The organism is Vibrio sp. B1ASS3 (genome assembly GCF_905175355.1).
GTDB lineage: Bacteria > Pseudomonadota > Gammaproteobacteria > Enterobacterales > Vibrionaceae > Vibrio > Vibrio owensii.
On the sequence record NZ_HG992742.1, the window covers coordinates 1043400 to 1066003 of the forward strand.

The 22604-nt window shown below is 45.1% G+C and carries 22 protein-coding genes; 12 read left to right on the top strand and 10 right to left on the bottom strand.

Features of this window, described 5'->3' with window-relative positions:
• Window positions 1–241 precede the first annotated feature (241 nt).
• Window positions 242–1120: a 4-hydroxy-tetrahydrodipicolinate synthase gene (dapA, locus tag KJB05_RS04835; protein WP_009707394.1), complete on the top strand. Its 879-nt coding sequence runs from the start codon at window positions 242–244 to the stop codon at window positions 1118–1120.
• Window positions 1121–1186: 66 nt separating this feature from the next.
• A complete protein-coding gene (bamC, locus tag KJB05_RS04840; protein ID WP_005436864.1) occupies window positions 1187–2206 on the top strand; it encodes an outer membrane protein assembly factor BamC in 1020 nt (339 codons plus the stop codon).
• Between the two features lie 73 nt (window positions 2207–2279).
• Here the strand turns inward: bamC and KJB05_RS04845 are convergent, their stop codons facing one another.
• From KJB05_RS04845 to KJB05_RS04865, 5 genes are all read right to left on the bottom strand, one after another.
• Window positions 2280–3659 (bottom strand): IS4 family transposase, encoded by a 1380-nt coding sequence (locus KJB05_RS04845; protein ID WP_213053077.1) that lies wholly within the window; start codon window positions 3657–3659, stop codon window positions 2280–2282.
• 191 nt (window positions 3660–3850) lie between these two features.
• Window positions 3851–4054: a DUF2897 family protein gene (locus KJB05_RS04850; RefSeq protein WP_033005406.1), complete on the bottom strand. Its 204-nt coding sequence runs from the start codon at window positions 4052–4054 to the stop codon at window positions 3851–3853.
• Window positions 4051–4749 (bottom strand): M15 family metallopeptidase, encoded by a 699-nt coding sequence (locus KJB05_RS04855; protein WP_208446438.1) that lies wholly within the window; start codon window positions 4747–4749, stop codon window positions 4051–4053. Before KJB05_RS04855 ends, KJB05_RS04850 begins: the two co-directional genes overlap by 4 nt.
• A gap of 39 nt (window positions 4750–4788) precedes the next feature.
• On the bottom strand, window positions 4789–5925 hold the full coding sequence (gene dapE / locus KJB05_RS04860) for a succinyl-diaminopimelate desuccinylase (protein WP_005436869.1): 1137 nt from the start codon (window positions 5923–5925) through the stop codon (window positions 4789–4791).
• Window positions 5926–5943: 18 nt separating this feature from the next.
• Window positions 5944–6294: an ArsC family reductase gene (locus tag KJB05_RS04865; protein ID WP_005436871.1), complete on the bottom strand. Its 351-nt coding sequence runs from the start codon at window positions 6292–6294 to the stop codon at window positions 5944–5946.
• 304 nt (window positions 6295–6598) lie between these two features.
• On the opposite strand from KJB05_RS04865, the gene KJB05_RS04870 reads away from it, so the two are divergent.
• On the top strand, window positions 6599–6886 hold the full coding sequence (locus KJB05_RS04870; protein WP_005445349.1) for a helix-turn-helix domain-containing protein: 288 nt from the start codon (window positions 6599–6601) through the stop codon (window positions 6884–6886).
• A 38-nt stretch (window positions 6887–6924) separates the two neighbouring features.
• On the opposite strand, the gene KJB05_RS04875 is transcribed toward KJB05_RS04870, so the two are convergent.
• Both KJB05_RS04875 and KJB05_RS04880 read right to left on the bottom strand, forming a co-directional pair.
• Complete coding sequence (locus KJB05_RS04875) at window positions 6925–7257, bottom strand: DUF4156 domain-containing protein (protein ID WP_005436874.1); 333 nt, start codon at window positions 7255–7257, stop codon at window positions 6925–6927.
• A gap of 1 nt (window position 7258) precedes the next feature.
• Window positions 7259–7612 (bottom strand): DUF2956 domain-containing protein, encoded by a 354-nt coding sequence (locus KJB05_RS04880; protein ID WP_039986318.1) that lies wholly within the window; start codon window positions 7610–7612, stop codon window positions 7259–7261.
• Between the two features lie 143 nt (window positions 7613–7755).
• On the opposite strand from KJB05_RS04880, the gene KJB05_RS04885 reads away from it, so the two are divergent.
• Both KJB05_RS04885 and KJB05_RS04890 read left to right on the top strand, forming a co-directional pair.
• Complete coding sequence (locus KJB05_RS04885) at window positions 7756–8241, top strand: DUF2919 domain-containing protein (RefSeq protein WP_208446439.1); 486 nt, start codon at window positions 7756–7758, stop codon at window positions 8239–8241.
• Window positions 8242–8285: 44 nt separating this feature from the next.
• Window positions 8286–9188 carry a Dyp-type peroxidase gene (locus KJB05_RS04890; protein WP_208446440.1) on the top strand — a complete coding sequence of 301 codons (903 nt, stop codon included), beginning with the start codon at window positions 8286–8288 and terminating at the stop codon, window positions 9186–9188.
• Window positions 9189–9265: 77 nt separating this feature from the next.
• On the opposite strand, the gene melR is transcribed toward KJB05_RS04890, so the two are convergent.
• The 3 genes from melR to KJB05_RS04905 form a co-directional block, all read right to left on the bottom strand.
• Window positions 9266–10276 (bottom strand): transcriptional regulator MelR, encoded by a 1011-nt coding sequence (gene melR, locus KJB05_RS04895; RefSeq protein WP_208446441.1) that lies wholly within the window; start codon window positions 10274–10276, stop codon window positions 9266–9268.
• Between the two features lie 271 nt (window positions 10277–10547).
• Complete coding sequence (locus KJB05_RS04900; RefSeq protein WP_208446516.1) at window positions 10548–11870, bottom strand: ISL3 family transposase; 1323 nt, start codon at window positions 11868–11870, stop codon at window positions 10548–10550.
• A gap of 2 nt (window positions 11871–11872) precedes the next feature.
• Window positions 11873–12511: an adenylosuccinate synthase gene (locus KJB05_RS04905; protein ID WP_208446517.1), complete on the bottom strand. Its 639-nt coding sequence runs from the start codon at window positions 12509–12511 to the stop codon at window positions 11873–11875.
• 215 nt (window positions 12512–12726) lie between these two features.
• On the opposite strand from KJB05_RS04905, the gene KJB05_RS04910 reads away from it, so the two are divergent.
• The 7 genes from KJB05_RS04910 (at window position 12727) to flaG (ending at window position 22600) form a co-directional block, all read left to right on the top strand.
• Entirely contained in the window at window positions 12727–14079 is a 1353-nt protein-coding gene (locus KJB05_RS04910) for an alpha-glucosidase/alpha-galactosidase (protein WP_208446136.1), read from the top strand.
• Window positions 14080–14167: 88 nt separating this feature from the next.
• Window positions 14168–15592, top strand: coding sequence for a melibiose:sodium transporter MelB (melB, locus tag KJB05_RS04915; RefSeq protein ID WP_122067139.1), 1425 nt, complete (start codon window positions 14168–14170; stop codon window positions 15590–15592).
• Between the two features lie 120 nt (window positions 15593–15712).
• Window positions 15713–17959 (top strand): hypothetical protein, encoded by a 2247-nt coding sequence (locus tag KJB05_RS04920; RefSeq protein WP_208446137.1) that lies wholly within the window; start codon window positions 15713–15715, stop codon window positions 17957–17959.
• Between the two features lie 171 nt (window positions 17960–18130).
• Window positions 18131–19264, top strand: a complete 1134-nt coding sequence (locus KJB05_RS04925; protein ID WP_039840105.1) for a flagellin — start codon at window positions 18131–18133, stop codon at window positions 19262–19264.
• 263 nt (window positions 19265–19527) lie between these two features.
• Entirely contained in the window at window positions 19528–20661 is a 1134-nt protein-coding gene (locus KJB05_RS04930) for a flagellin (protein WP_208446138.1), read from the top strand.
• Window positions 20662–20960: 299 nt separating this feature from the next.
• Window positions 20961–22091: a flagellin gene (locus KJB05_RS04935; protein WP_038896146.1), complete on the top strand. Its 1131-nt coding sequence runs from the start codon at window positions 20961–20963 to the stop codon at window positions 22089–22091.
• An 80-nt stretch (window positions 22092–22171) separates the two neighbouring features.
• Entirely contained in the window at window positions 22172–22600 is a 429-nt protein-coding gene (gene flaG, locus KJB05_RS04940; protein WP_009707380.1) for a flagellar protein FlaG, read from the top strand.
• Window positions 22601–22604: the final 4 nt, after the last annotated feature.

The following is a 22604-nucleotide window of genomic DNA, read 5'->3' on the forward strand; positions in this document are numbered from 1 at the left end:
GACGAGAGAGTATATTCCGCGCCTAATTAAAAGCGGCGGCCTAGGCTTATTCACGGCATGTCGCCACCAAACACAATTATCAGAATGGCTAGGATTGAGAACAAAATTCACATTTTAGTTGCGAGACCTCTAACAACTGATAATTATTCATTCATTTGTACTTTGTAAGCGAGTTTACGCTCTTGTGTTTTTCAATCGCATTACAGTACCATGCAGAAAGAGTAAAATGAGGGAGATAAACATGTTTTCAGGAAGTATCGTAGCGCTGATTACACCACTAAAATCAGATGGTGAAGTAGATTTTGATAGTCTACAAAAGCTTGTTGAGTACCATGTTGAAGCAGGTACAGACGGTATTGTTGCGGTTGGCACCACTGGTGAGTCAGCGACTCTAACCATTGAAGAGCATGTAAAGGTCGTAAATAAAACCGTTGAGTTTGCAAACGGTCGTATCCCAGTGATTGCTGGTACGGGTGCAAACGCAACCCACGAAGCAGTGACATTTAGCAAATTATTGGCTGATTCTGGTATTACGGGTTTCCTGAGCGTAACGCCTTACTACAACAAACCAACTCAAGAAGGTTTGTACCAACACTACAAAGCAATTGCTGAAGCGAGTGACGTACCTCTAATTTTGTACAATGTACCGGGTCGTACTGCGGTAGATATGTTGCCTGAGACAGTGGCACGCTTGTCAAAGCTTGATAATATCGTGGCTCTAAAAGACGCGACAGGCGATTTAAGCCGAATTGCACTTCACCGTGAACTTTGTGGCGAAGATTTTATCTTACTAAGTGGTGATGATGCGACTGGCCTAGAATTTGTTAAACTTGGCGGTCATGGCGTTATCTCGGTAACGAACAATATCGCGGCTAAGGACATGGCAGACATGTTCCATTTGGCAAGTGAAGGAAAATACGACGAAGCAGAAGCGATCAATGAACGTTTGATGACTCTGCACAAGAACCTATTCGTTGAATCAAGCCCTATCCCAGTAAAATGGGCTGCACATAAGCTTGGTTTGATTGAAGAAGGTGAACTGCGTCTTCCTTTGACCCCACTTTCTGAAAAATCGCAGCCAGTCGTTGAACAGGCGCTAACCGACGCCGGTATTTATTAAGATTGAGTTGCTAGGATTGAAGTTCATGCTGGGGGCAAATTAGCCCTCAGTGTTTTAGGAGTATAAATGAAGCTTTCAAGCCAGTTAGTGTTAAGTTCACTAGCTGTATTCGTATTGACTGCCTGTTCAGGTGGTGCAAACCAGCGTCGTCAAGCAAAAGACGACTTCGAGTACTTGAACACCCCACCTCTTGAAGAGTGGAGTGTTCCCGCAGGTGCTGTTCCTCAGTTTTACCCTAACTACCGCATCCCACAAGGTGAGTACGCTGGTGGTATTGGTAAAGAAGTGGATATTCGTCCGCCGCAGCAAGTATTGGAATTGATCCCTGGTGCTCGCCTAGATCGCAGCAATGACGGTGAAGTAACACTGTGGCTGCTTCGCAAGGATGAATTGGATAAAGTTTGGCAAACCGTTCAAGACATGGTTGCTGAAAACAAGATCCCAGTAGAAAACCAAACCGACAATCGTATCGAAACGGGTTGGGTAACTTGGAACTCACCAGATGAAGACATGGAAATCGGCAGCCGCTACGAAATTACTCGTGGTGAGATGAACGGTCGCCATGGCTTTAAAGTGAGCTTGATTGATTGGCGTGAAGGCAATCAAGTTAAAGAGGTAACACGTACTAACCGTGAGCGTTACAACGTGTTTATGACTAACTTGGTTACTGCTCGTTATGACCAGCACGTTCGTGAAGAAGCACAGCGTAAAGCACAAGAGTTAGTGAAGCACATCCCTATTACCATGGGTAAAGACCGCAGCGGTCTACCAGTGATCATCGCTCGTGCTCAATACAACGTAGTGTGGAACCGCCTACCAGACATCATGCCGAAGATGGGCTTCACTATCGAAGAGCGCAGCCAATCTCAAGGTACGGTGACAGCGAAATACGCATCACCTGATGATGCTTTCTGGAATGACATCGGTGTGAAACCAGTAGACCTAGCAGCAGGTAAATACACTTTCCTATTGGGTGATCTGGGTAACCGTACTTCTATCAACATTACCGACTCTTCTGGTAAGCCAGTAGAAGAAGAATTCTTGAAGTCACTTGCGCCAGTATTGGCTGCGGTAGTGAAAGATTAATTGCTTAAGACAGCTAAGTAGTTAGACACAGATAAACAAAAGGGACCTTCTTGGCTGTCTCTTGATCACAAGTCTAGTGATCAAGAGACATTGCGAGCTCGTAGCCTTCAAGGATGGTTTGCAGTTTAAACCATCCTTCCCATAGTGCCTTTATTGAAGCTCTGCCCGTCCTCTTGGTATCTTTCCAACCGCCTAATTTAGCAAGATTTCTGTACGCCCAGCTCATATCGGGTACTTCTTTAGGTAATGTCTTGCTTTCTAGTTTCAACCACAGCAGCTTCCAAGCTTTTGTGCCCAAGGCCTTTTCACAACTTTCTGTTGATAGCTCATCAACTTCTTTAATGAAACGTAACGCCAATAAACGAGTCGCAACAAAGGCATAGATGACACTTAACCTCTCTAAGTTACCTTTACTTTGGAGTCTTAGTGACTCCACATCCGTACCTTCACTTTTCCAGACTTTATGGAAGTCTTCAATCAGCCATCGACGCTCGTAATAACCGATAATTCTCATGGCGTCTTCAGCGTTGTTTATTGGCTCCGACGTCAAGAGGTGCCATGCTAACTTGTCTTTTGATGCCCCTTGCTCAAGGCAACCAACATAATAAACAGGTATGCCTGCGTGCTCTTTTTTGTTTGCCGGAGCCTTTAATGTCACCTGACCATATTTAACGTCAAGCTTTACATCTCTCGCTTTTCTCCCTCCTTTTTGGGGGATGGTAAGCTCCTTTGTCTCGACACTTGGTAACGCTTGCGCATAGTCGTAAAGCTTTTGAGCGTGTTCTTCTAGACAACGACTTTGCATTGAGCGAACGACAAAGCGCTGCTGATGTTGACGTTTATAAGTTAAGTATTCGAATAGGTCTGCTTCTCGGTCACAGACCGAGATAACATCTAACATCTTATCCCCTAGGCGCTCAACGACACGGCGAGAAGCTTGCTCCCATTTGTAACTCTCTTTCTCCTCGTAAGGACGAGTCGCGTGTTGGTGCTTTTGCCCACGCTTAGTAATATCTCGGCTCCATCGTTGTTGCTCGATAAGACCAACAATGGTCTGACTTTGTGGTGCAAAAAGTAACGTCGAATGTACATGGAGAGCTCGGGTTCTATTGCCTTGATTCGTGTGCCCGAGCTCTTCTTTTATACTTCGATGAGGAAAACTGAGCGTTGTTGTATCTTCAAGCGCAAGTAATTCTTCATGCTCTTTAGCTCGGGATACGGTTGATTGAAAGCCAGCTTCAGCGATGTCTTTTGCATCGATGTTTTCATTACGGATAAAGCGATATGCGCCTTCCATATCGGCGGGAGAAAAAGGAAGTTTAGCCACGGAGACTCCTGGTTGATTAGCAATGGAAGTCGCTAAACTGATGAGGCGTTGTGTTCTTCGAGGATCTTTAAGTTGTGCTTGTCCAAATTGTTCTTGCGCCCAAAGTTTAGCGTCTGAGTGTGTCATCTTAGTGTTTCAGTAAGGATTCTTAAGTGATCAGATCGCACACACTTGAAAGAGTTCAAAAAAAAATCCCTAAGCTACAAGCTTAGGGATTTGTGTATAAGAGACAGCCTTCTTGGTCCCTTTTTAGTATTTGTTTTAATGGAAAGTACTCAGTACCTTGGTTTGAGTTCGGAGTAAGCTCAAATGAGATATTAACGAGAGTCGTCTTTCTTCTCACCATTTTCGCCGTAGCGTTCTTTATCCAGCTCGTTCAGCTTATCTAAATCGTTCTTACGACCTTTATCCATCTGACCAAACTTCATTTTTGCGGTGTACTTGAGCGCAGCAATATTTCCCACCACGATACTGACCACTATGATGATAATGACCCAAGGGTTGGTTAAGAGTTCGATCATAGAGCCTCCGGCGGCGTGATATTGTGAATGAATTTGGTAACGACCTTATCCAAATTATTCAATATGACGTCAATCCCTGCAATGTTATCGATCTGATTTTGCTCAATGAGCTGATTTCTCAGAACTTCGGGCGTCAAATGGGTTAGGCATTGCTGCCCTATAAAGCGATGGCTGATGTGCCAGGGTTCAATGGCAACGCCACCCAGATCTTGCTGATAAGGGAAGAAGAAACCAAAGCGCTCTAAATTGGCTGCTAACCATTGATAGAAAGGTAACTGGTGACCTTCTAAGTATTCCCACGGCTCTAACTGCAATTGTGTGTCTGACGGTAGCAAGTTACGCGCGTAGACATCAAAATCACAACCCCAATGATGTCGGCTTCCGCCCGGTAAGGCAGACCAACGAAGAATGGCCATCAGCTTTTCTTCATCACTGAGTTTCGCCTTGTCTAGAGGCTGGGAGTGAGAATCTAAGATCGTTAAGTCACCAGCAAACTTACCGTTCCAGATCGCTTTTTGGCGGTTGAAATCGCGAAAGCCGCTGGCGATTTCCATCTTAAAGCCCGCTTTGTTTGCCGCATCAATCATCTGCAACAAATCATCTGCGACCTCTGGATGAAGCATAAAGGCTTTTTGACCCACTAAAGTGGATTGCAGATGCGAGTCAGTGATTCCGGTAAGTTGCTCTGGTGTCATGGTGTTCTCGTTAAATACTACTTGCTACACACGTAGGCGCTATTTTGCTAACAGATGCTTTAACGTGTTCTCGTACATGTCAGTCAACTTTTCTAGATCGTCCACTTTCACGCACTCGTTCACTTTATGAATCGTCGCATTAACAGGGCCAAGTTCAACTACCTGACCACCCATGCGGGCGATAAAGCGACCATCAGATGTACCGCCTGTTGTCAGAAGCGCTGGTTTAGTGCTGTTTACTTCATCAACTGCTGCTACCACTGCGTCTAGCAATGCGCCAGTGTCAGTTAAGAACGGGTCGCCGTTGAAGGTCCATTTTAGATCGTAGTCTAGCTCGTGTTTATCCAGCGTCTCAGTGATGCGTTGAACGATCACTTCATTGCTCAGCTCAGTGCTAAAGCGCAGGTTGAATTGAACGTTGAACTCGCCAGGAATGACGTTAGATGCGCCAGTCCCTGCTGAAACATTCGGGATCTGGAAACTAGTCGGAGGGAAGTAGTCGTTACCTTGGTCCCACTCTGTGGTGGCAAGCTCATGGATAGCCATTAGAGACTGGTGAACTGGGTTGTTTGCAAGGTGAGGGTAGGCCACGTGACCTTGTGTACCTTTTACGGTTAGGTCACCAGTGATTGAGCCGCGACGGCCATTTTTCACTACATCACCAACCACTTCTGTACTTGAAGGTTCGCCAACGATGCACATGTCGATGTTCTCGCCGCGTTCCATTAGCGTTTCAACAACGCGAACGGTACCGTTGATGAATGGGCCTTCTTCGTCTGAAGTGATCAAGAAGCCGATCGAGCCTTTGTGGTCTGGGTTTTCAGCAATAAAGCGTTCAACCGCAACCACCATACAAGCCAGTGAGCCCTTCATATCAGCCGCACCGCGACCGTGAAGGTAACCATCAATAATGGTCGGCTCAAATGGTGGTGTATCCCACTGTTCTAACTTACCCGCTGGCACAACGTCTGTGTGGCCGGCAAAAGCAAACAGTGGCGCTTCTGTACCACGGCGAGCCCAGAAGTTAGTGGTGTCTTCAAATACCATGACTTCGATTTCAAAACCAAGCGCTTTCAATCGCTCGATCATTACTTCCTGGCAGCCTGCATCTTCAGGCGTTACGGACTGGCGGCTAATCAGGTCTTTAGCAAGTGCCAGTACTGGACTGTCTGTCATCCTTGAGTGTTCCTTAAATTAAGAGTTAAAAATGGTCGCGTATTGGTCTGCTTTGAAACCGATATGAAGTTGGTCTTCAACTTTCAAGATTGGGCGCTTAATCATCGCTGGGTTTTCTACCAACAGCGCTATTGCGTTTTCTTCGTTAAGAGAATCTTTTTGCTCTTGAGTCAGTTGACGGAAAGTCGTGCCACGCTTGTTCAGAACTTGCTCCCAACCTAGTGCGTTACAAAATTCAGTTACCATTGCCGCATCGATACCTTGTTTGCGGTAGTCGTGAAAATCAAAAGCAACGTTTTCCGCTTCTAGCCATTTCTTGGCTTTTTTAATCGTGTCGCAGTTTGGGATGCCGAACATAGTGATCGTCATATTATTTCCTTTTCTCTTTGTACTTTACTTATCGGTTTGCGCTATGGAACGCCCGATTTTGCATTGTTTTTGGCTGTTCAAGCATCCTATCAAGAAGCAACCAATGTGACAAAATCATGCGGCGAATATTTCACAGGTCAGTGCTCTATTCAGGCTTATTTTGTAGCTCATTCCTCCACCAAATGGTGATCAGATTGATAAAAAACTCGGCTAAATAGCACGGAAAAGTCGAGTTATTGATCAAACGCAACATCTCGCCGAGCAAAAAAGAAATAATGAATCAGCACAATTTTAGGAGGTGTCAATGGAATTGAGTCCTGTTTTTGCAAGGCGGCTATATTTGGCCTTGTTGGTGGAAAACCTAGAAAGGCCAAATGTACCAAAATTGATCGAAAGAACGGGGTGGCCTCGTCGTACTATTCAAGATGTACTCAAGGCATTACCGGGGATCGGCATCGAACTCATCTTCGTTCAAGATGGTCGACGTCATAACGACGGCTATTACCAACTTTCGGATTGGGGACCTTTTGACAGTCAATGGGTTCTTGAGCGAGAGGGAGATATCGCTAGCAGTCTTGGATTTCGTGCATAAGCCAGCAATTGCTGGCTTTTTTTACGTCTGGAAAACGCTTATTGGCAGCGGTAGGCAGTACCTAGCACGCTGAAAGAAGTCACAAAGTCTTGAGGTGAGACCATGTAAACGGTGTCGGCCTCGAGCAAAGCGGCGTTGTTTTTCAAATCGGCCATCGCACCATGCATCATGGCATCGTTGGTGTAGAACAAGTAATTATACCAATGTCCTTCGCTGCCAGTGACTTCACCTAGGTACTCGCATTGCTCTGGATTGAACTGACTATCAATGCGGATCTGCACATCACTACCTAGTTCAGTTGGCAGTATGGATGGTGATGAACACCCCATCAAAGCCAATGCGATGCTTCCTATCATCACATAACGTTGCATGCTATTTCCCCATTATGATGTAAGCCGCAAAACCTGCCCAACTCAAAACCAATAGCGCCCAAGGTAAGACGGCAGGTTTGCTCGTTGGTGCTTCAACGTTTGCTGAATCTTGTTCAACTACGTCATCGACTTGGCGTTGTTTTTCTCTCTGCTGTTTTTTCTTCGCTTTATCGGCTTGTCGATTGCGCTCTTTCTGCTGCTTCTTGTACTGAGCAATGCCTTTCTCAATACCTTGAGCGATCAGTTTAGTCTGTTCTTTGGTTTGCCCTGGCTTTTGCGTGGATTTAGCAATCTTCATCGCTTCTGTTTGGGTTTCTTGGGAAGGAACGGGTGCTGCTGTGTTTTTCTTCTTCATGTTTCCATCGACGTCACTGTAAATCTAAACCTAGTTTACCTGCGTAAGATGATGAAATGAACTTTAGTTCTCAGCTTTGCTGGGTTGCAACTCTGAAGCGATCAGTTAAAGTGGCGTTTTTATGAAACTAAGAAGACGATATTGTGCGTTACTCATTTGATCAGTACGACGCTCATGGATTTTTGAAAGCGCCAATTATGTTATGGCTAGGGTGGATGTTCCTAGCGCGCTCTTGGGTGGTGTTTGCCATGGCAGGAGTGAGTAGAGACAGCGGTAGCAAGATATTATCGATTGTTTATCCCGACTCAAATACGCTATATCTCGGACTATCGATGGGTATTCCAAGTTTATTATTGATGTGGTTGATGGGCTTACGTCATCCAGACAGAGGTTGGGTGAATCAAATTACCCAGCGTGGTCGTGCCATGACTTTGATCTTGTGCGGTATTCAATTGGTTCAGACCATGTATCATGTCTACTTAGAACATGGTGTATTCAACTGGGCAAACGCGCTCACTATTACCCTGTTAGCTTGGTTTATGATCTATCTTTTTAATGGAAGATGGGTGAAAGACTGTTTCAACGTGCCACAAGCTGAGCACAAAGAAGAACAGCCATCGAAGAATTAAGAACAAAAAATTCCCGCATGGGGCAATGTATAGAGGATTTCTCAATGTCACAAGCTCAAACGGCGATTGTGCCTGAAGCAGGACCATTTGCACTTTACACTCAGTTAAAAGTGAACCAAAACCGTGAAAACGTACTGGCGAAACTAAAAGCGCTACCTGAGCTAGTAAAAGAGCTCAATGCGAACCAACCAGGTGCAGACCTAACGATTTCTATCGCATTCACTAAGTCTTTCTGGCAGCACCTAAACATGCAAATGCCAGAAGAGTTGATTGATTTCCCACAACTGGGTGAAGGTGACGTGATTGCTCCGGCATCAGACGTTGATGTGCTGATCCACTGTCATTCAACGCGCCACGATTTGCACTTCTACGTTCTGCGTAAGTTCCTAGTGGACACAGCAGAAGACGTAACAATTGTTGACGAAACATACGGCTACCGTTACCTAGATGCTCGTGACATGACAGAATTTGTTGATGGCACAGAGAACCCGAAAGGCGACGCACGTGCTGACGTAGCATTGATCAAAGACGGTGCTTTCGCTGGTGGTAGTTACGTGATGGTTCAACGCTTTGAACACAACCTTCCTGCATGGAGCCGTTTGAACGTATCTGCACAAGAGAAAGTGATTGGCCGTACTAAGCCAGATTCTATCGAGCTAGAAGATGTTCCAGCCGCTTCTCACGTAGGTCGTGTGGACATCAAAGAAGAAGGCAAAGGCCTTAAGATCGTTCGTCACAGCTTGCCATATGGCACAGTAACGGGCGCACACGGTCTGCTGTTCATCTCTTACTGCAATACTATCCACAACATCAAAGTGATGCTTGAGAGTATGTACGGTGTGACAGATGGTAAGACTGACCAACTGCTTCGCTTCACTAAAGCGGTGACAGGTGCGTACTTCTTCGCTCCTTCACAAGAAATGCTAGCGGAATTGGCGATTAAGTAATTCTTCGCTAACCCTCCAATGATTAAAAGGCAGAGTGATCTGCCTTTTTTGTTTCCTCTTATTCTTGCCTGATAAGACTAACTGACTGTCAGTGGTCTTTTGCCATCAATGGCGCCTTTCTCTAGTTCGTAAAGTGGGCTGGTAGTGTGACTGCTCCAGCGATGATCTTCGCGTGACTTCTTGCGATATTGCGTTGGCGTTACACCAATATAATTCTGAAAAGTCTCATAAAATCGGCTGCTAGAATTAAAACCTACCGTTAACGCGATATCTAAAATTGTCCGGTCGGTATCACTCAACAGTGCTCTGGCGTGGTTAATCCGCATTGCCGTGATGTATTGCTTGATGGTCATCTGCATGGTTCGTTGGAACACGTTCATCGCGTAGTTAGTGTGCAGCCCAATGTGCTCTGCGATATCTTTTATCGTGATCGGCTGGTTATGATGGGTGGCAATGTATTCCAGCATTTGACTGACGTAAAACTGCGAGTGTTTGGAGACGCCTTTTTTGGTCGATTTCTCTTGTCGATTGATACTCAGTTGTTGCCATCCATCTAAACACATTCTTTTTAACATCAAGCCAATTTCATCAATCGCTAATTGCTGGCGACTTTCCGAACAGTGGTTTATTTCTTTTGCCCAGCGTGCTAACTCAAACTCGCTGACTAATGAACTGGCGTTTGATTGCAGCACACAACCATGAGTGATCTGATTGACGAAGTCTCGATTTAGCGTCCAAGACATAAAGTGGTGAATCGGAATATTGATGATCCCCATATTATGACTCTTGCCCGGATTGGTGAGCCGATGAGGAACTGACGCCCAAAACAATCCTATCGAGCCTGCTTTTACCTCGACTGGGCTGCCGTTAATGATGTACTCGACATCGTCGCCAAAAGGAATGTTCACCTCTACTTGCCCGTGCCAGTGATAACCCGGCATAGAGTGGGGCGGCCTAAGCTCGATATCGATTTTTTCATAGGATGAGTACAGCGAAAGTGGGCTTACAGAAACCGTTTCGGAAGAATACTTATCTTGAATCACGACTTTCAATGGATCTAACTCTGCCTTGGACTCTACTTTCGCCATCGCCCACCTCTTAGGAAACTGTATAAGTTCTTTGTACTAAATCTGTTGAAACAAAACTCAGAACAGCTTCAAAAACACCGATTACTCTGTTTTATAAGATTTTGGTTATGTGACTTAAATCGCCGTGCTAGCAAGCCTCAGTGTATCTTCCCTCCTTCTTTATCCGTGATTTACACAAAAATATCCCATTTCCTAAGATTTTTTGGGTATTCGAAATAGTGTGAGTATCGATTAATAAACATACAGAATTGATACCCACACTTCACAAACCCTATTCGTGTGTATTTGGTTGTTTTTCAAGCAAAGTAACCATGTCTCTAAACAGAGCTTTAAAGGCTCTATGTCTTAAGCCATGCATTGTTACTTTTGGATCGTCTTTCTTCAACAATTCGAACAGTGGATCATGGGTTGGTTTGTTCAAGGACTTCATTGACACTTCCAAGCCGCCTTTGTTGTAAAGCAGCTTCGCTCTAAGCACTTCAAAGCTATAACCACGACCATTCCTAAACACACCCTTGATTGTGTTGTTCAGACTCTCCGTAACTGCGTTGGTGTAAGGATAGTCCCACCAATTAAAGATAGGCTCATGCCAGTTATCAACGGCTCGTATGGCGTCTTTGAAGTATTTTCTGACAGGTGGTGTAGATACTGCTTTCCAGTTCTCCCAGTAGTCCTCAGCTTCTTTTCTGGTAGGCATATCCCACATATCGAGAAAAGCCTCTTTAGCGTTATACACTTCCATCAACGTTGGGTATTCCTCTGTCCAGAAATGGAATGACGCCAGCTCGTTTAAGCCCTTGATGTTTGCTCTACGCTTAAGCAGTATCTTTCGGTCATTCTTGAGCTTCTTACGCTCCTTGTCTGATAGTTCGGCTCGTATCGCCTTACGTGCTTTCTCCATAGCTTCACCAGCCATCTTGGCAACGTGAAAGCGGTCGATAACTACAACTGAATTAGGCAATAGCTGTTTCACAGCGCGGTAATACGGTCGCCACATATCGATACAGACGATCTCAATATCTTTCCATCCATTCAGCCTCATAATGGCTTTCTGAGTGGCATCCTGAGATCTATCTTTACGCATATCGAGTAGGGTTCTACGCTCAATATCCGTCATGACAAGGTGCATCTTCTTGCTGAAATGAGTCTCATCGATACCAAGAACGCGAGGAGCAAGCCAATCGTGCTTACCTTCGATAATATCCACGTAGTTGGCGAATACGTTACGTATAGTGCCTTCGGTGATACCCATTTCAGTGGCTACATGTGTAAACGACACTTTCCCACACATTCGCATGATGTAGTCTTCTGCTCGTTTAGTCATACGAAAATCATTAGAGAGCCAGTCCAATTGTTCAAAGCGAGTCTTGCTACAATCCTTGCAGCGAAGTCGCTTTCTATCGAATTGAATCTTGATGGTTTTGCCGTACATACGAGTGTCGTTGTAAGGTTGGTTTACCTTGCCGACGATTACTGTATTGATTGATCCGCACTCGGAACAAGTGCGGTTAGGGGATATAGATTGAGCGTGGAATATACAGTGATCGTCATATTCTTCACGCTCAATCACTTTTAGGTTTTCGAGATTTAACATGGTTATCGAGAGACGCGAGGGATAGGTTTTTGAGATACGGCTAAGTCCTCAAGCCCTTTAATCATTTGTTCCATTTTATTCGGGAACTCAAGTTCATGAACCTTCGCCTCTAACTCCTTTACTTTCTTTTCAAGTCGTTGATTATATCGAAAAACATCGTTTAACTGTTCAAAGTTCCCCGATTTTGCAAGAAGTAGAGAAGCCATCCCAAGCTCTGCATCACGATTGCATTCAAACTTCCAATCAGAACTTTTACCTAACCTATGACCACGAACAACGGTTATCTTTCCTCTCAAACCAACATATAAAAGACCCCATTTATTCGGAAGTTCTGATTCAGATATTAACCCCTCTGGGCAGATGTAGTATCGAAAATTACCCATACCTAATTCTGGGTTAGCCCTAAACGGCTTGTTTCTATCTGCTAAAAAATCACTACGACTAACTTTTGCCTCTATGACTATGGTTTCAGTTCCATAAGCGGTTCTTAATCCGATCGCGTCAACAATTTCACCACCATTAGAACCAGATTGCACCTCTGAAAACGCATTAGGGCATCCACAACCGCCAGCACTATGCGAGCGCTTTAGCCAGCCAACTGCTTTTTTACATAAGTCGTTATGGGTAATTTCTTTTGCCATCAATACACACTCTTTTACGAATTAAACACCTTTAAACTGTATCAGCGTTATCGACTTGCGTACACATCATTTTACGAATACCCGATTTTTTATTGGTTGATTTTAAATGTTAGGAAACGGGAGAGTGATTGGTTTATCTGAGACGAATTCGGCCTTGCGACAGGTGTAACTTAAATGCATCGAAACAAAAGTATGAAAGCAAAAAGGATTCAACTATGAAAAGCCCAAAAATCACATTCATCGGTGCGGGTTCTACGATTTTTGTGAAGAACATTCTTGGCGATGTGTTCCATAAGCCGGCCTTTAAAGGGGCGCAAATTGCCTTGATGGATATTGATGAAATCCGCTTGGAGGAATCACACCTAGTCGTAAGCAAGTTGATGGAATCATCCGGTGCGACGGGGACGATTACTTGCCACCTAAACCAAAAAGAAGCATTGCAAGGTGCAGACTTTGTCGTCATCGCATTCCAAATCGGTGGGTATGAACCATGCACTGTAACGGACTTTGAGGTTTGTAAGCGTCACGGTTTGGAGCAAACCATCGCCGACACATTAGGCCCTGGCGGCATCATGCGCTCACTGCGCACGATTCCTCACCTTTGGAGCGTGTGTGAAGACATGACTGAAGTGTGTCCAAATGCCACCATGCTCAACTACGTTAACCCAATGGCGATGAACACTTGGGCGATGTATGAGAAATACCCTCACATCAAACAAGTGGGCTTGTGCCATTCCGTGCAAGGGACGGCGGAAGAGCTGGCTCGCGACCTTGATATCGAATATTCAGACCTTCGTTACACCTGTGCTGGCATAAACCACATGGCTTATTACCTGACGTTCGAAAAGAAAAACGAGCAGGGGGAGTATGTCGACATTTATCCTGATTTGCTTGAGGCATTTGAATCAGGCAAAGCGCCGAAGCTGGGTTTGCATCACAACGGTCGTTGCACCAACTTAGTCCGCTACGAGATGTTTAAGAAGCTGGGCTACTTCGTAACGGAATCATCAGAACATTTTTCTGAATACACCCCATATTTCATCAAACCAAATCGCCCAGATCTGATTGAACGTTATAAAGTGCCACTTGATGAATATCCTAAACGTTGTGTAGAACAAATTGCTGATTGGAAAAAAGACCTCGAAGACTTCAAAAACGCGGATCAAATCACCGTCAAAGAGTCGCATGAATACGCGAGCACCATCATGAACTCAATTTGGACAGGCACGCCAAGTGTTATTTACGGCAACGTGAAGAATGAAGCGTTAATTGACAACTTGCCACAAGGTTGTTGTGTGGAAGTGGCTTGTCTGGTGGACGCAAACGGCATTCAACCTATCAAAGCTGGCCGATTACCAAATCACTTAGCGGCATTAATGCAGACCAACATCAATGTTCAGACTCTGCTGACGGAAGCCATCCTCACTGAGAACCGAGATCGTATCTATCATGCTGCCATGCTTGATCCTCATACCGCAGCAGTGCTTGGACTCGAAGAGATTTATGCCCTTGTTGACGATTTGATTGAAGCACATGAAGGTTGGTTGCCTGCGTGGGTGCATCAGTAAATACAGAATCACAAAACCAATATCAATAAAAACGACAATAACGTGAATATACTGCGCCTTCTCGATGAGGGGGCGTAAGGAGTAACAAATGAGTATCTCTATGAATACCAAGCTAAGCTACGGCTTTGGCGCATTTGGTAAAGACTTCGCTATCACCATCGTTTACATGTACCTGATGTTCTACTACACCGATGTTGTTGGTATTTCGGCTGCCGTGGTGGGAACCATTTTCTTAATTGCGCGTATTTGGGATGCAGTGAATGACCCGATAATGGGCTGGATCGTGAACAACACCCGCACACGTTGGGGTAAATTTAAACCTTGGATTTTAATTGGCACCATCACCAACTCAGTGGTGTTGCTCATGTTGTTTAGTGCGCATCACATCGAGGGGCCATGGCTTATTGCTTATGCAGCAGTGACTTACATTTTGTGGGGCATGACCTACACCTTAATGGATATTCCTTTCTGGTCACTGGTTCCGACACTCACTCTGGACAAACGTGAGCGTGAAGAGCTTGTGCCATACCCACGATTCTTCGCCAGTCTTGCATGGATTGTTACCGCCGCTATCGCAATGCCGTTCGTCAATTATGTCGGTGGCGATGACAAAGGATTTGGCTTCCAAGTGTTTGCGATTTTGCTTGTCGGTTGTTTCCTCGTCTCAACATATATCACGCTACGTAACGTGAAAGAGCGCTACTCAACCAGCAACCTTGACGTAACGAAACCTGAAGAAAAAGTCTCACTGAAGAAGCTTCTCTCGCTTATCTATAAAAATGATCAACTGACCAGCGTGCTTTGTATGGCACTTTCATACAACCTCGCAACCAACATCATCACAGCCTTTGCGGTTTACTACTTCACCTATGTGGTCGGTAATGAGGAACTTTTCCCTTACTACATGGCTTACGCTGGTATCGCGAACCTAATTACATTGGTGTTGTTCCCTAAATTGGCGCAAATGTTCTCACGTCGAGTGCTGTGGGCGTGTGCATCGAGCTTCCCAATCCTAGGTAGTGCAGTCCTTATCTACGTGGGCATGTACGACAAGCAAAGCATTCTGCTGATTTCTACAGCGGGTGTGTTATTGCAAATCGGTACGGCGCTATTTTGGGTGCTGAACGTCATTATGGTGGCGGATACAGTGGATTACGGTGAGTACAAGCTAGGTTCACGCTGCGAGAGTATCGCGTACTCAGTACAAACGCTGGTGGTTAAAGCTGGTTCAGCTTTTGCGGCTTTCTTCATTGGTATCGCACTGACCGCAGTGGATTATGTACCGAACATGGAACAAAGCCCTGAAACCGTCTTTGGCATGCAATGCATCATGGTTGGTCTGCCAGCATTCTTCTTTGCTATCGCTTTGGTTGTGTACTTCCGCTTCTACAAACTCAACGGTGCTTACCACCAAAAAATTCAGGATCATCTGACTGAGAAATACGACCATATCGTAGCCAAGGATTCTGATGAGAAAACGAAAGTTTCTCCAGAATCCATTCAAGCGGTTTAACGCTCCTTATAGTTATTAAAAATTAACAATAAACATGCCGGCGTCTTCATTTCATGTCGCCGGCAGCATCCCGAATAAACGTTATCCAATAATCACGCTATCCCTACGAACGAGAAAAAAATGAAACTGAAAATACTTGCTTCAGCGATTCTTGTCGCCCTTGCTTTGCCCGGTTGTAATAGCTCGTCTGATGATGATTCTTCGAAAGGCGATAACCTTGTCTCAAATTCTACCTTTGAAAATGACGGTTTAGGATGGAGCTACTGGTTTGCCAATGTGAAGTATGAAGACGCTTATGTTGGTGAGTCGATGGCGAGGATTGCCACCGGAACTAACCATCATGTAAGCCAAACAGTCACTATTCCTGAGACGGGCTTTTATGATTTATCCGCGTTCATCAGCAGCCCAAGTGATGACGCCATTCTTGGCTTGAGTAATCTGGCCGATGAGGTTCTAGTCAGCCAGACGATTGAAAAAACCAAAGACGAAAATACAGAGGGTGAAATATATAAGCCAAATACTCTGCCAGCTATTCCACTAGAGAAAGGCGAGCAAATTAAAGTCTGGTTTACGGGATCTGATGCCGGAGGGGTGAGCGTCGACAGTGTGTCTTTGGTAAGAGTGAACAAGAGCCAGCCTGTTAGTTTTAATCAAATCATTCAATTTAAAGCCGAGCAACAGGTCGGTGTGACGGGCATTGATAAAACTCAGCGAACCGTCGAGTTCCAAGTCCCTTATGGTACCGATTTAAGTGCCATAACGGTGAGTACCCTTTTGGTTTCTGAACAAAGTCGACCAAGCTTGGATGTAGGTGAAGTCGTGGACTTTACTCAACCAGTGCAAGCGGTAGTGACAGATGCAAATGGTAAAGAAGAAAAATGGACATTAACGGCGATTGAAAAAGAGAAGCTGGTTGTCGTCACGTCGTCCAATCAGAAGCTTCAAGATTCGTTTGAATGGGCAATTGATAAAACACGTCGCTTCGTTATGACGGGGCAGCATGATCTGGTTAATCGTGATGAGAACAATAATGACGGTGATGGCACGGCTGATTACATCCCATCTTATTGGGCTGGTTATTTTGACCGAACGGCTTTCTACTCTCGCGACTTCTTACATCAAGTCAGCGGAGCCAAAATCGCAGGTCTAGATGCCGAAAACTTTTCGATGTTTAAGACCTTCGCTAAGCATTCTACGGAATCGAGAAAATGGTATACCTTGTGGGCGGTTAACTTTGATGGCACGCCACATACCATTGACTACAAAGATGACAGCTGGTTTGTACGTGAAGTGCCTGCGCAATTTGAGTTTGTGGAAAAAGCATGGAAGCAATATCAATGGACAGGTGACAAGCGTTACATCGAGGACCCAGATTTATGGCGTTTTTACACCAAGGTACTGACGGATTATATCGCGCTTCACGACGATCAAGATCCTAACGGTATTGCCGAAGGTTATGGTGGTATTTTTGAAGGATCCGCAACTTACAACGAGCGTGGCGAATTCCCAATTGAAGCCGGTGATGGCATTGGCTCTCAGTACCAAGCGACGGTCGCGTATGCTGCAATGCTTGGAGCTCGTGAAGAGTACAGCGAGGCGGCGCTTTGGCAAGAGAAAGCACAGCAACTTAAAGACTTCTTTAATGAAGAGTGGAGTATCGCGGATCCAAATAAACCGCAGGACAATTACGTGAATATCGTTCAGCGTGATGGCTTCCGAATGAATGACTTCGGCAAAGAAAACAGCTGGTTTATGCCAATGAAGTTAATTACCGAGCCCGGAGAGCGTAACGACCGCTACTTAGACTTTATTGCAGAAAATCTGGGTGATGGAATTGGAAGTACGCCTGAAGCGCCATACAACATTGAGGCTTACACTTATATCCCTGAAACCTATTTCCCTTACAATCGCAATGCGGAAGCATGGAAGTGGATGCAGTACATCATGGATATCAAAGACGAGCCCCATGAGCGTCCAACTCAAGGTACTAACGGTGACTATCCTGAAATCTCTTTTACCTTTATTTCGAATACCATTGAGGGGTTGATGGGCATCAAGCCTGATGCGGAAAACCATCGAGTTGTAACCGCGTCTCATCTAACAACCGATATTGACTGGCTTCAAGTTGAGCAACTTCCGATGGGAGAGCACGAGCTAACTTTGCGTCATGATGGCTTAGAACGGTCGACGCTAACCAATACCTCCGAGCAAAACTTAGAGTGGGAAGCTTGGTTCTATGGCGATTACCCGACGCTTATTGTAGATGGGCAGTCTGTTTCTGCTGAGCACAAGCTCGTTAACGGACAACAAGTGAGTTATGTGACAGTTACTCTTGCGGCCAACTCAAGCAGCGAAGTCAGAAAATAACCTGAGTCGCCATTGCTCATAAATGCAAAGCCTAGTGTGTCATCACTAGGCTTTTTGCTATTTGTTGTCTCGTCCTGAAATATCTAGCCAAATCTCTTTCTCAAAAAACACTAAACCTTTCTGAAATTTGGTCGATAAGTATCCAAAGCCTTAATTTCAGGATCAATATTTGTGGCGATCACCGTTAATACCAATGTGGCAGCACTTGTCGCACAGCGTCATTTGACCAGTGCAACTGACATGCTGAACCAATCCATGGAGCGTTTGTCTTCAGGGAAGCGTATTAACAGCGCAAAGGATGACGCTGCGGGTCTGCAAATCTCCAACCGTCTGCAATCGCAAATGCGTGGTTTAGATGTTGCCGTGCGTAATGCGAACGACGGCATTTCCATTATGCAAACTGCGGAAGGCGCGATGAATGAGGTGACCAATATCATGCAGCGCATGCGTGATTTGTCGCTACAGTCTGCTAACGGTTCAAACAGCAAAGCGGAACGCACTGCGTTGCAAGAGGAAGTCTCTGCACTCAACGATGAGCTAAACCGCATTGCGGAAACTACTTCTTTTGGTGGGCGTAAACTGCTCAATGGCAGCTTTGGTAAGTCGGCATTTCAAATCGGTGCAGCGTCAGGTGAAGCCGTGCAAGTTGAATTAAAGTCGATGCGCAGTGATGGCATTGATATGGGCGGTTTTAGTTACATTGCAAACGGACGTGCAAGTTCTGATTGGAAAGTAAAAGACGGTGCGAATGATCTTAGCATGTCATTTACTAATCGTTTTGGTGAAACGGAAACCATTCAAATTAATGCCAAAGCTGGCGATGATATCGAAGAGCTTGCGACTTATATCAATGGTCAAACTGACAAAGTCACGGCATCTGTGAATGAAGAAGGTCAGTTACAGCTATTTATGGCTGGAGAAGAAACTTCAGGCACTTTATCGTTTTCAGGTGATTTAGCGAGTGAACTGGGGTTACAGCTAAAAGGTTACGATGCGGTTGATAACATCGACATTACGTCTGTCGGTGGTGCGCAACAAGCCGTGGCCGTCCTAGATACTGCGATGAAGTACGTTGATAGCCATCGTGCTGAGTTAGGTGCGTATCAAAACCGCTTTAATCATGCGATCAATAATCTGGATAATATCCACGAAAACCTAGCGGCTTCGAACAGCCGCATTCAAGATACTGATTACGCCAAAGAAACCACGCAAATGGTGAAGCAGCAGATTTTGCAACAGGTCAGTACTTCTATTCTGGCACAAGCAAAACAAGCGCCAAACCTTGCTTTGACGCTGCTTGGTTAATGATTCGTACCACACGAATTTAACGCAAAATCAGCCTGTATCGACAATTCGAAAAGAAGCTTTAGCGAAAAATGAAAGTTTTTTTGCTTTTTTATCCGCTTCGTCACGATTACCCCTCCAAACGAATTATTTTCAAAAAAATCTAAAATTTTTTCTAAAGAAAACAGGGCATGCGCCGTTAATAAAAGTAACTTTGAGAGAACTACTTGGTTTTCCGAGACGTCGGAAACCGCTACATCGGAAAATCAATTGGAGAAATCACCATGGCAGTGAATGTAAACACAAACGTATCAGCGATGACCGCTCAGCGTTACCTAAACAACGCAAACTCAGCACAACAAACTTCTATGGAGCGTTTGTCTTCAGGTTTCAAAATCAACAGCGCGAAAGACGATGCTGCGGGTCTTCAAATCTCGAACCGCTTGAACGTACAAAGCCGTGGCCTGGATGTGGCTGTTCGTAACGCGAACGACGGTATCTCTATTGCACAAACTGCTGAAGGTGCAATGAACGAGACAACTAACATCCTGCAACGTATGCGTGACCTATCTCTTCAATCTGCGAACGGCTCTAACTCAAAATCTGAGCGTGTTGCGATTCAAGAAGAAGTAACGGCACTAAACGACGAACTAAACCGTATCGCTGAAACGACGTCTTTCGGTGGTAACCGCCTACTTAATGGTACTTACGGCACTCAGTCTTTCCAAATCGGTGCGGACAACGGTGAAGCAGTAATGCTTAACCTAAAAGACATGCGCTCAGACAACAAAATGATGGGCGGTGTGAGCTACCAAGCTGAAAACGGTAAAGACAAAAACTGGAACGTTGAAGCTGGCAAAAACGACATGAAAATCAGCCTGACTGACAGCTTTGGTCAAGAGCAAGAAATCAACATCAGCGCGAAAGCGGGTGACGATATCGAAGAGCTAGCGACGTACATCAACGGTCAAACTGACCTAGTAAAAGCGTCAGTAGACCAAGACGGTAAGCTGCAAGTTTTCGCTGGTAACAACAAAGTAGAAGGCGACGTGGAATTCTCTGGCGGCCTATCTGGTGAGCTAGGTCTAAGCGACGGTAAAAAAGTAACGGTTGATACTATCGACGTAACATCAGTAGGTGGTGCACAAGAATCTGTGGCTATCATTGATGCGGCATTGAAATACGTAGACAGCCACCGTGCAGAGCTAGGTGCTTTCCAAAACCGTTTCAACCACGCAATCAGCAACTTGGATAACATCAACGAGAACGTGAACGCGTCGAAGAGCCGTATCAAAGATACAGACTTCGCGAAAGAAACGACTCAAATGACCAAGTCACAAATTCTATCGCAAGCGTCAAGCTCAATCCTTGCGCAAGCGAAACAAGCGCCAAACTCAGCGCTAAGTCTTCTAGGTTAATTTCTAACCTAAGACAAGAACCTCATTGGCTCGTGGTGAGAGATGAGCGAGTAAACCCAGCTTTGGCTGGGTTTTTTTATGTCTGTTTTTTAGGTTTAGATAAGCTTGAGTTACCTTCAGTTACAATATTAGAGATTCATCACACTTCAGTAAGCCAAAGAAAATAATCGCAAAAAATTGAAAATTTCTCCTAAAGGATATTTATAGGCCGCCGTTAAAGGGACTGAGAGAAATGAGATGTACCTAAGTGAGGTGAGAGACACGACGGTGCATCAACTAAAGCCTTAAGGAGATCAACTATGGCGATTAACGTTAATACTAACGTTTCTGCGATGACCGCACAGCGTTACCTAAACCAAGCGGCTGAAGGTCAACAAAAATCAATGGAGCGTTTGTCTTCGGGTTATAAAATCAATAGCGCGAAAGACGATGCTGCCGGTCTACAGATTTCTAACCGTTTGAACGCACAGAGCCGTGGTCTAGACATGGCTGTGAAAAACGCGAACGACGGTATTTCTATTGCACAGGTTGCTGAAGGTGCAATGAATGAATCTACCAACATCCTACAACGTATGCGTGACCTATCGCTTCAATCTGCGAACGGTTCGAACTCAAAATCAGAACGTGTAGCGATCCAAGAAGAAGTTACAGCACTTAACGACGAACTAAACCGTATCGCTGAAACAACTTCATTTGGTGGTAACAAGCTTCTTAACGGTACTTACGGTACTCAATCTTTCCAAATCGGTGCGGACTCTGGTGAAGCAGTAATGCTTTCTATGGGTAACCTACGTTCTGATACTTCTGCAATGGGCGGTAAGAGCTACGCAGCAGAAGACGGTAAAGACGCGTCTTGGACAGTAAGTGACAAAACTGAACTTAAGATGAGCTACACCAACAAGCAAGGTGAAGAGAAAGAGCTGACTATCAACGCGAAACAAGGCGATGATATCGAGCAGCTAGCAACTTACATCAACGGTCAGAGCGACGATGTGAAAGCATCAGTAGGCGAAGACGGTAAGCTACAAGTATTTGCTGCTTCTCAAAAAGTAACTGGCGATGTTGAGTTCTCTGGCAACCTAGCGGGTGAAATTGGTTTCGGCGATGCAAAAGACGTAACAGTTAAAGATATCGACGTAACATCAGTTGCAGGTTCTCAAGAAGCGGTAGCTATCATCGATGGCGCACTAAAATCAGTAGATAGCCAACGTGCGTCTCTTGGTGCATTCCAAAACCGTTTCAACCACGCTATCAGCAACCTAGACAACATTAACGAGAACGTTAACGCGTCTAACAGCCGTATTAAAGATACTGACTACGCGAAGGAAACGACAGCAATGACTAAGTCGCAAATCCTTCAACAAGCAAGTACTTCAATCTTGGCACAAGCGAAGCAGTCACCATCTGCAGCGCTGAGCTTGTTGGGCTAATTGGGTCGACTCAGCCTAGTGATACCATCACCAAAGCGATAGACCTAATCGTTAGCTCATAAGGTGGAAGGGAGATTGTAATGGAAATATCCTCCTACGCATCGAACATCCAGCCTTACGGCACACCGAGTGGCACAAAAGTTGCTAAAGAAAATGGCATAGGCACGCCTAGCACAGCAAGTTCTAACGGCACCGTTCCCGTTGAAAAACCGAACGATGCCGAGCGTGAACTCTCTGTTCAAGCTGCGATTGAAATGGCGGAATCTCGCCAAGAGCTGAACAAAGAAGAACGCGAAAAAATGGTCGAGCAAATGAATGAATTTGTGAGCGCCATGAATAAAGGGGTAGCGTTTCGAGTCGATGAAGAATCGGGCCGAGACGTCGTGACGATTTACGAAGCCACAACCGGTGATGTAATTCGTCAGATCCCTGATGAAGAAATGCTCGTGGTATTGCGTCGCCTAGCTGAGCACACAGCTAACCGCGGTTTGTTAGTTGAAAAGGTGTAAGTCG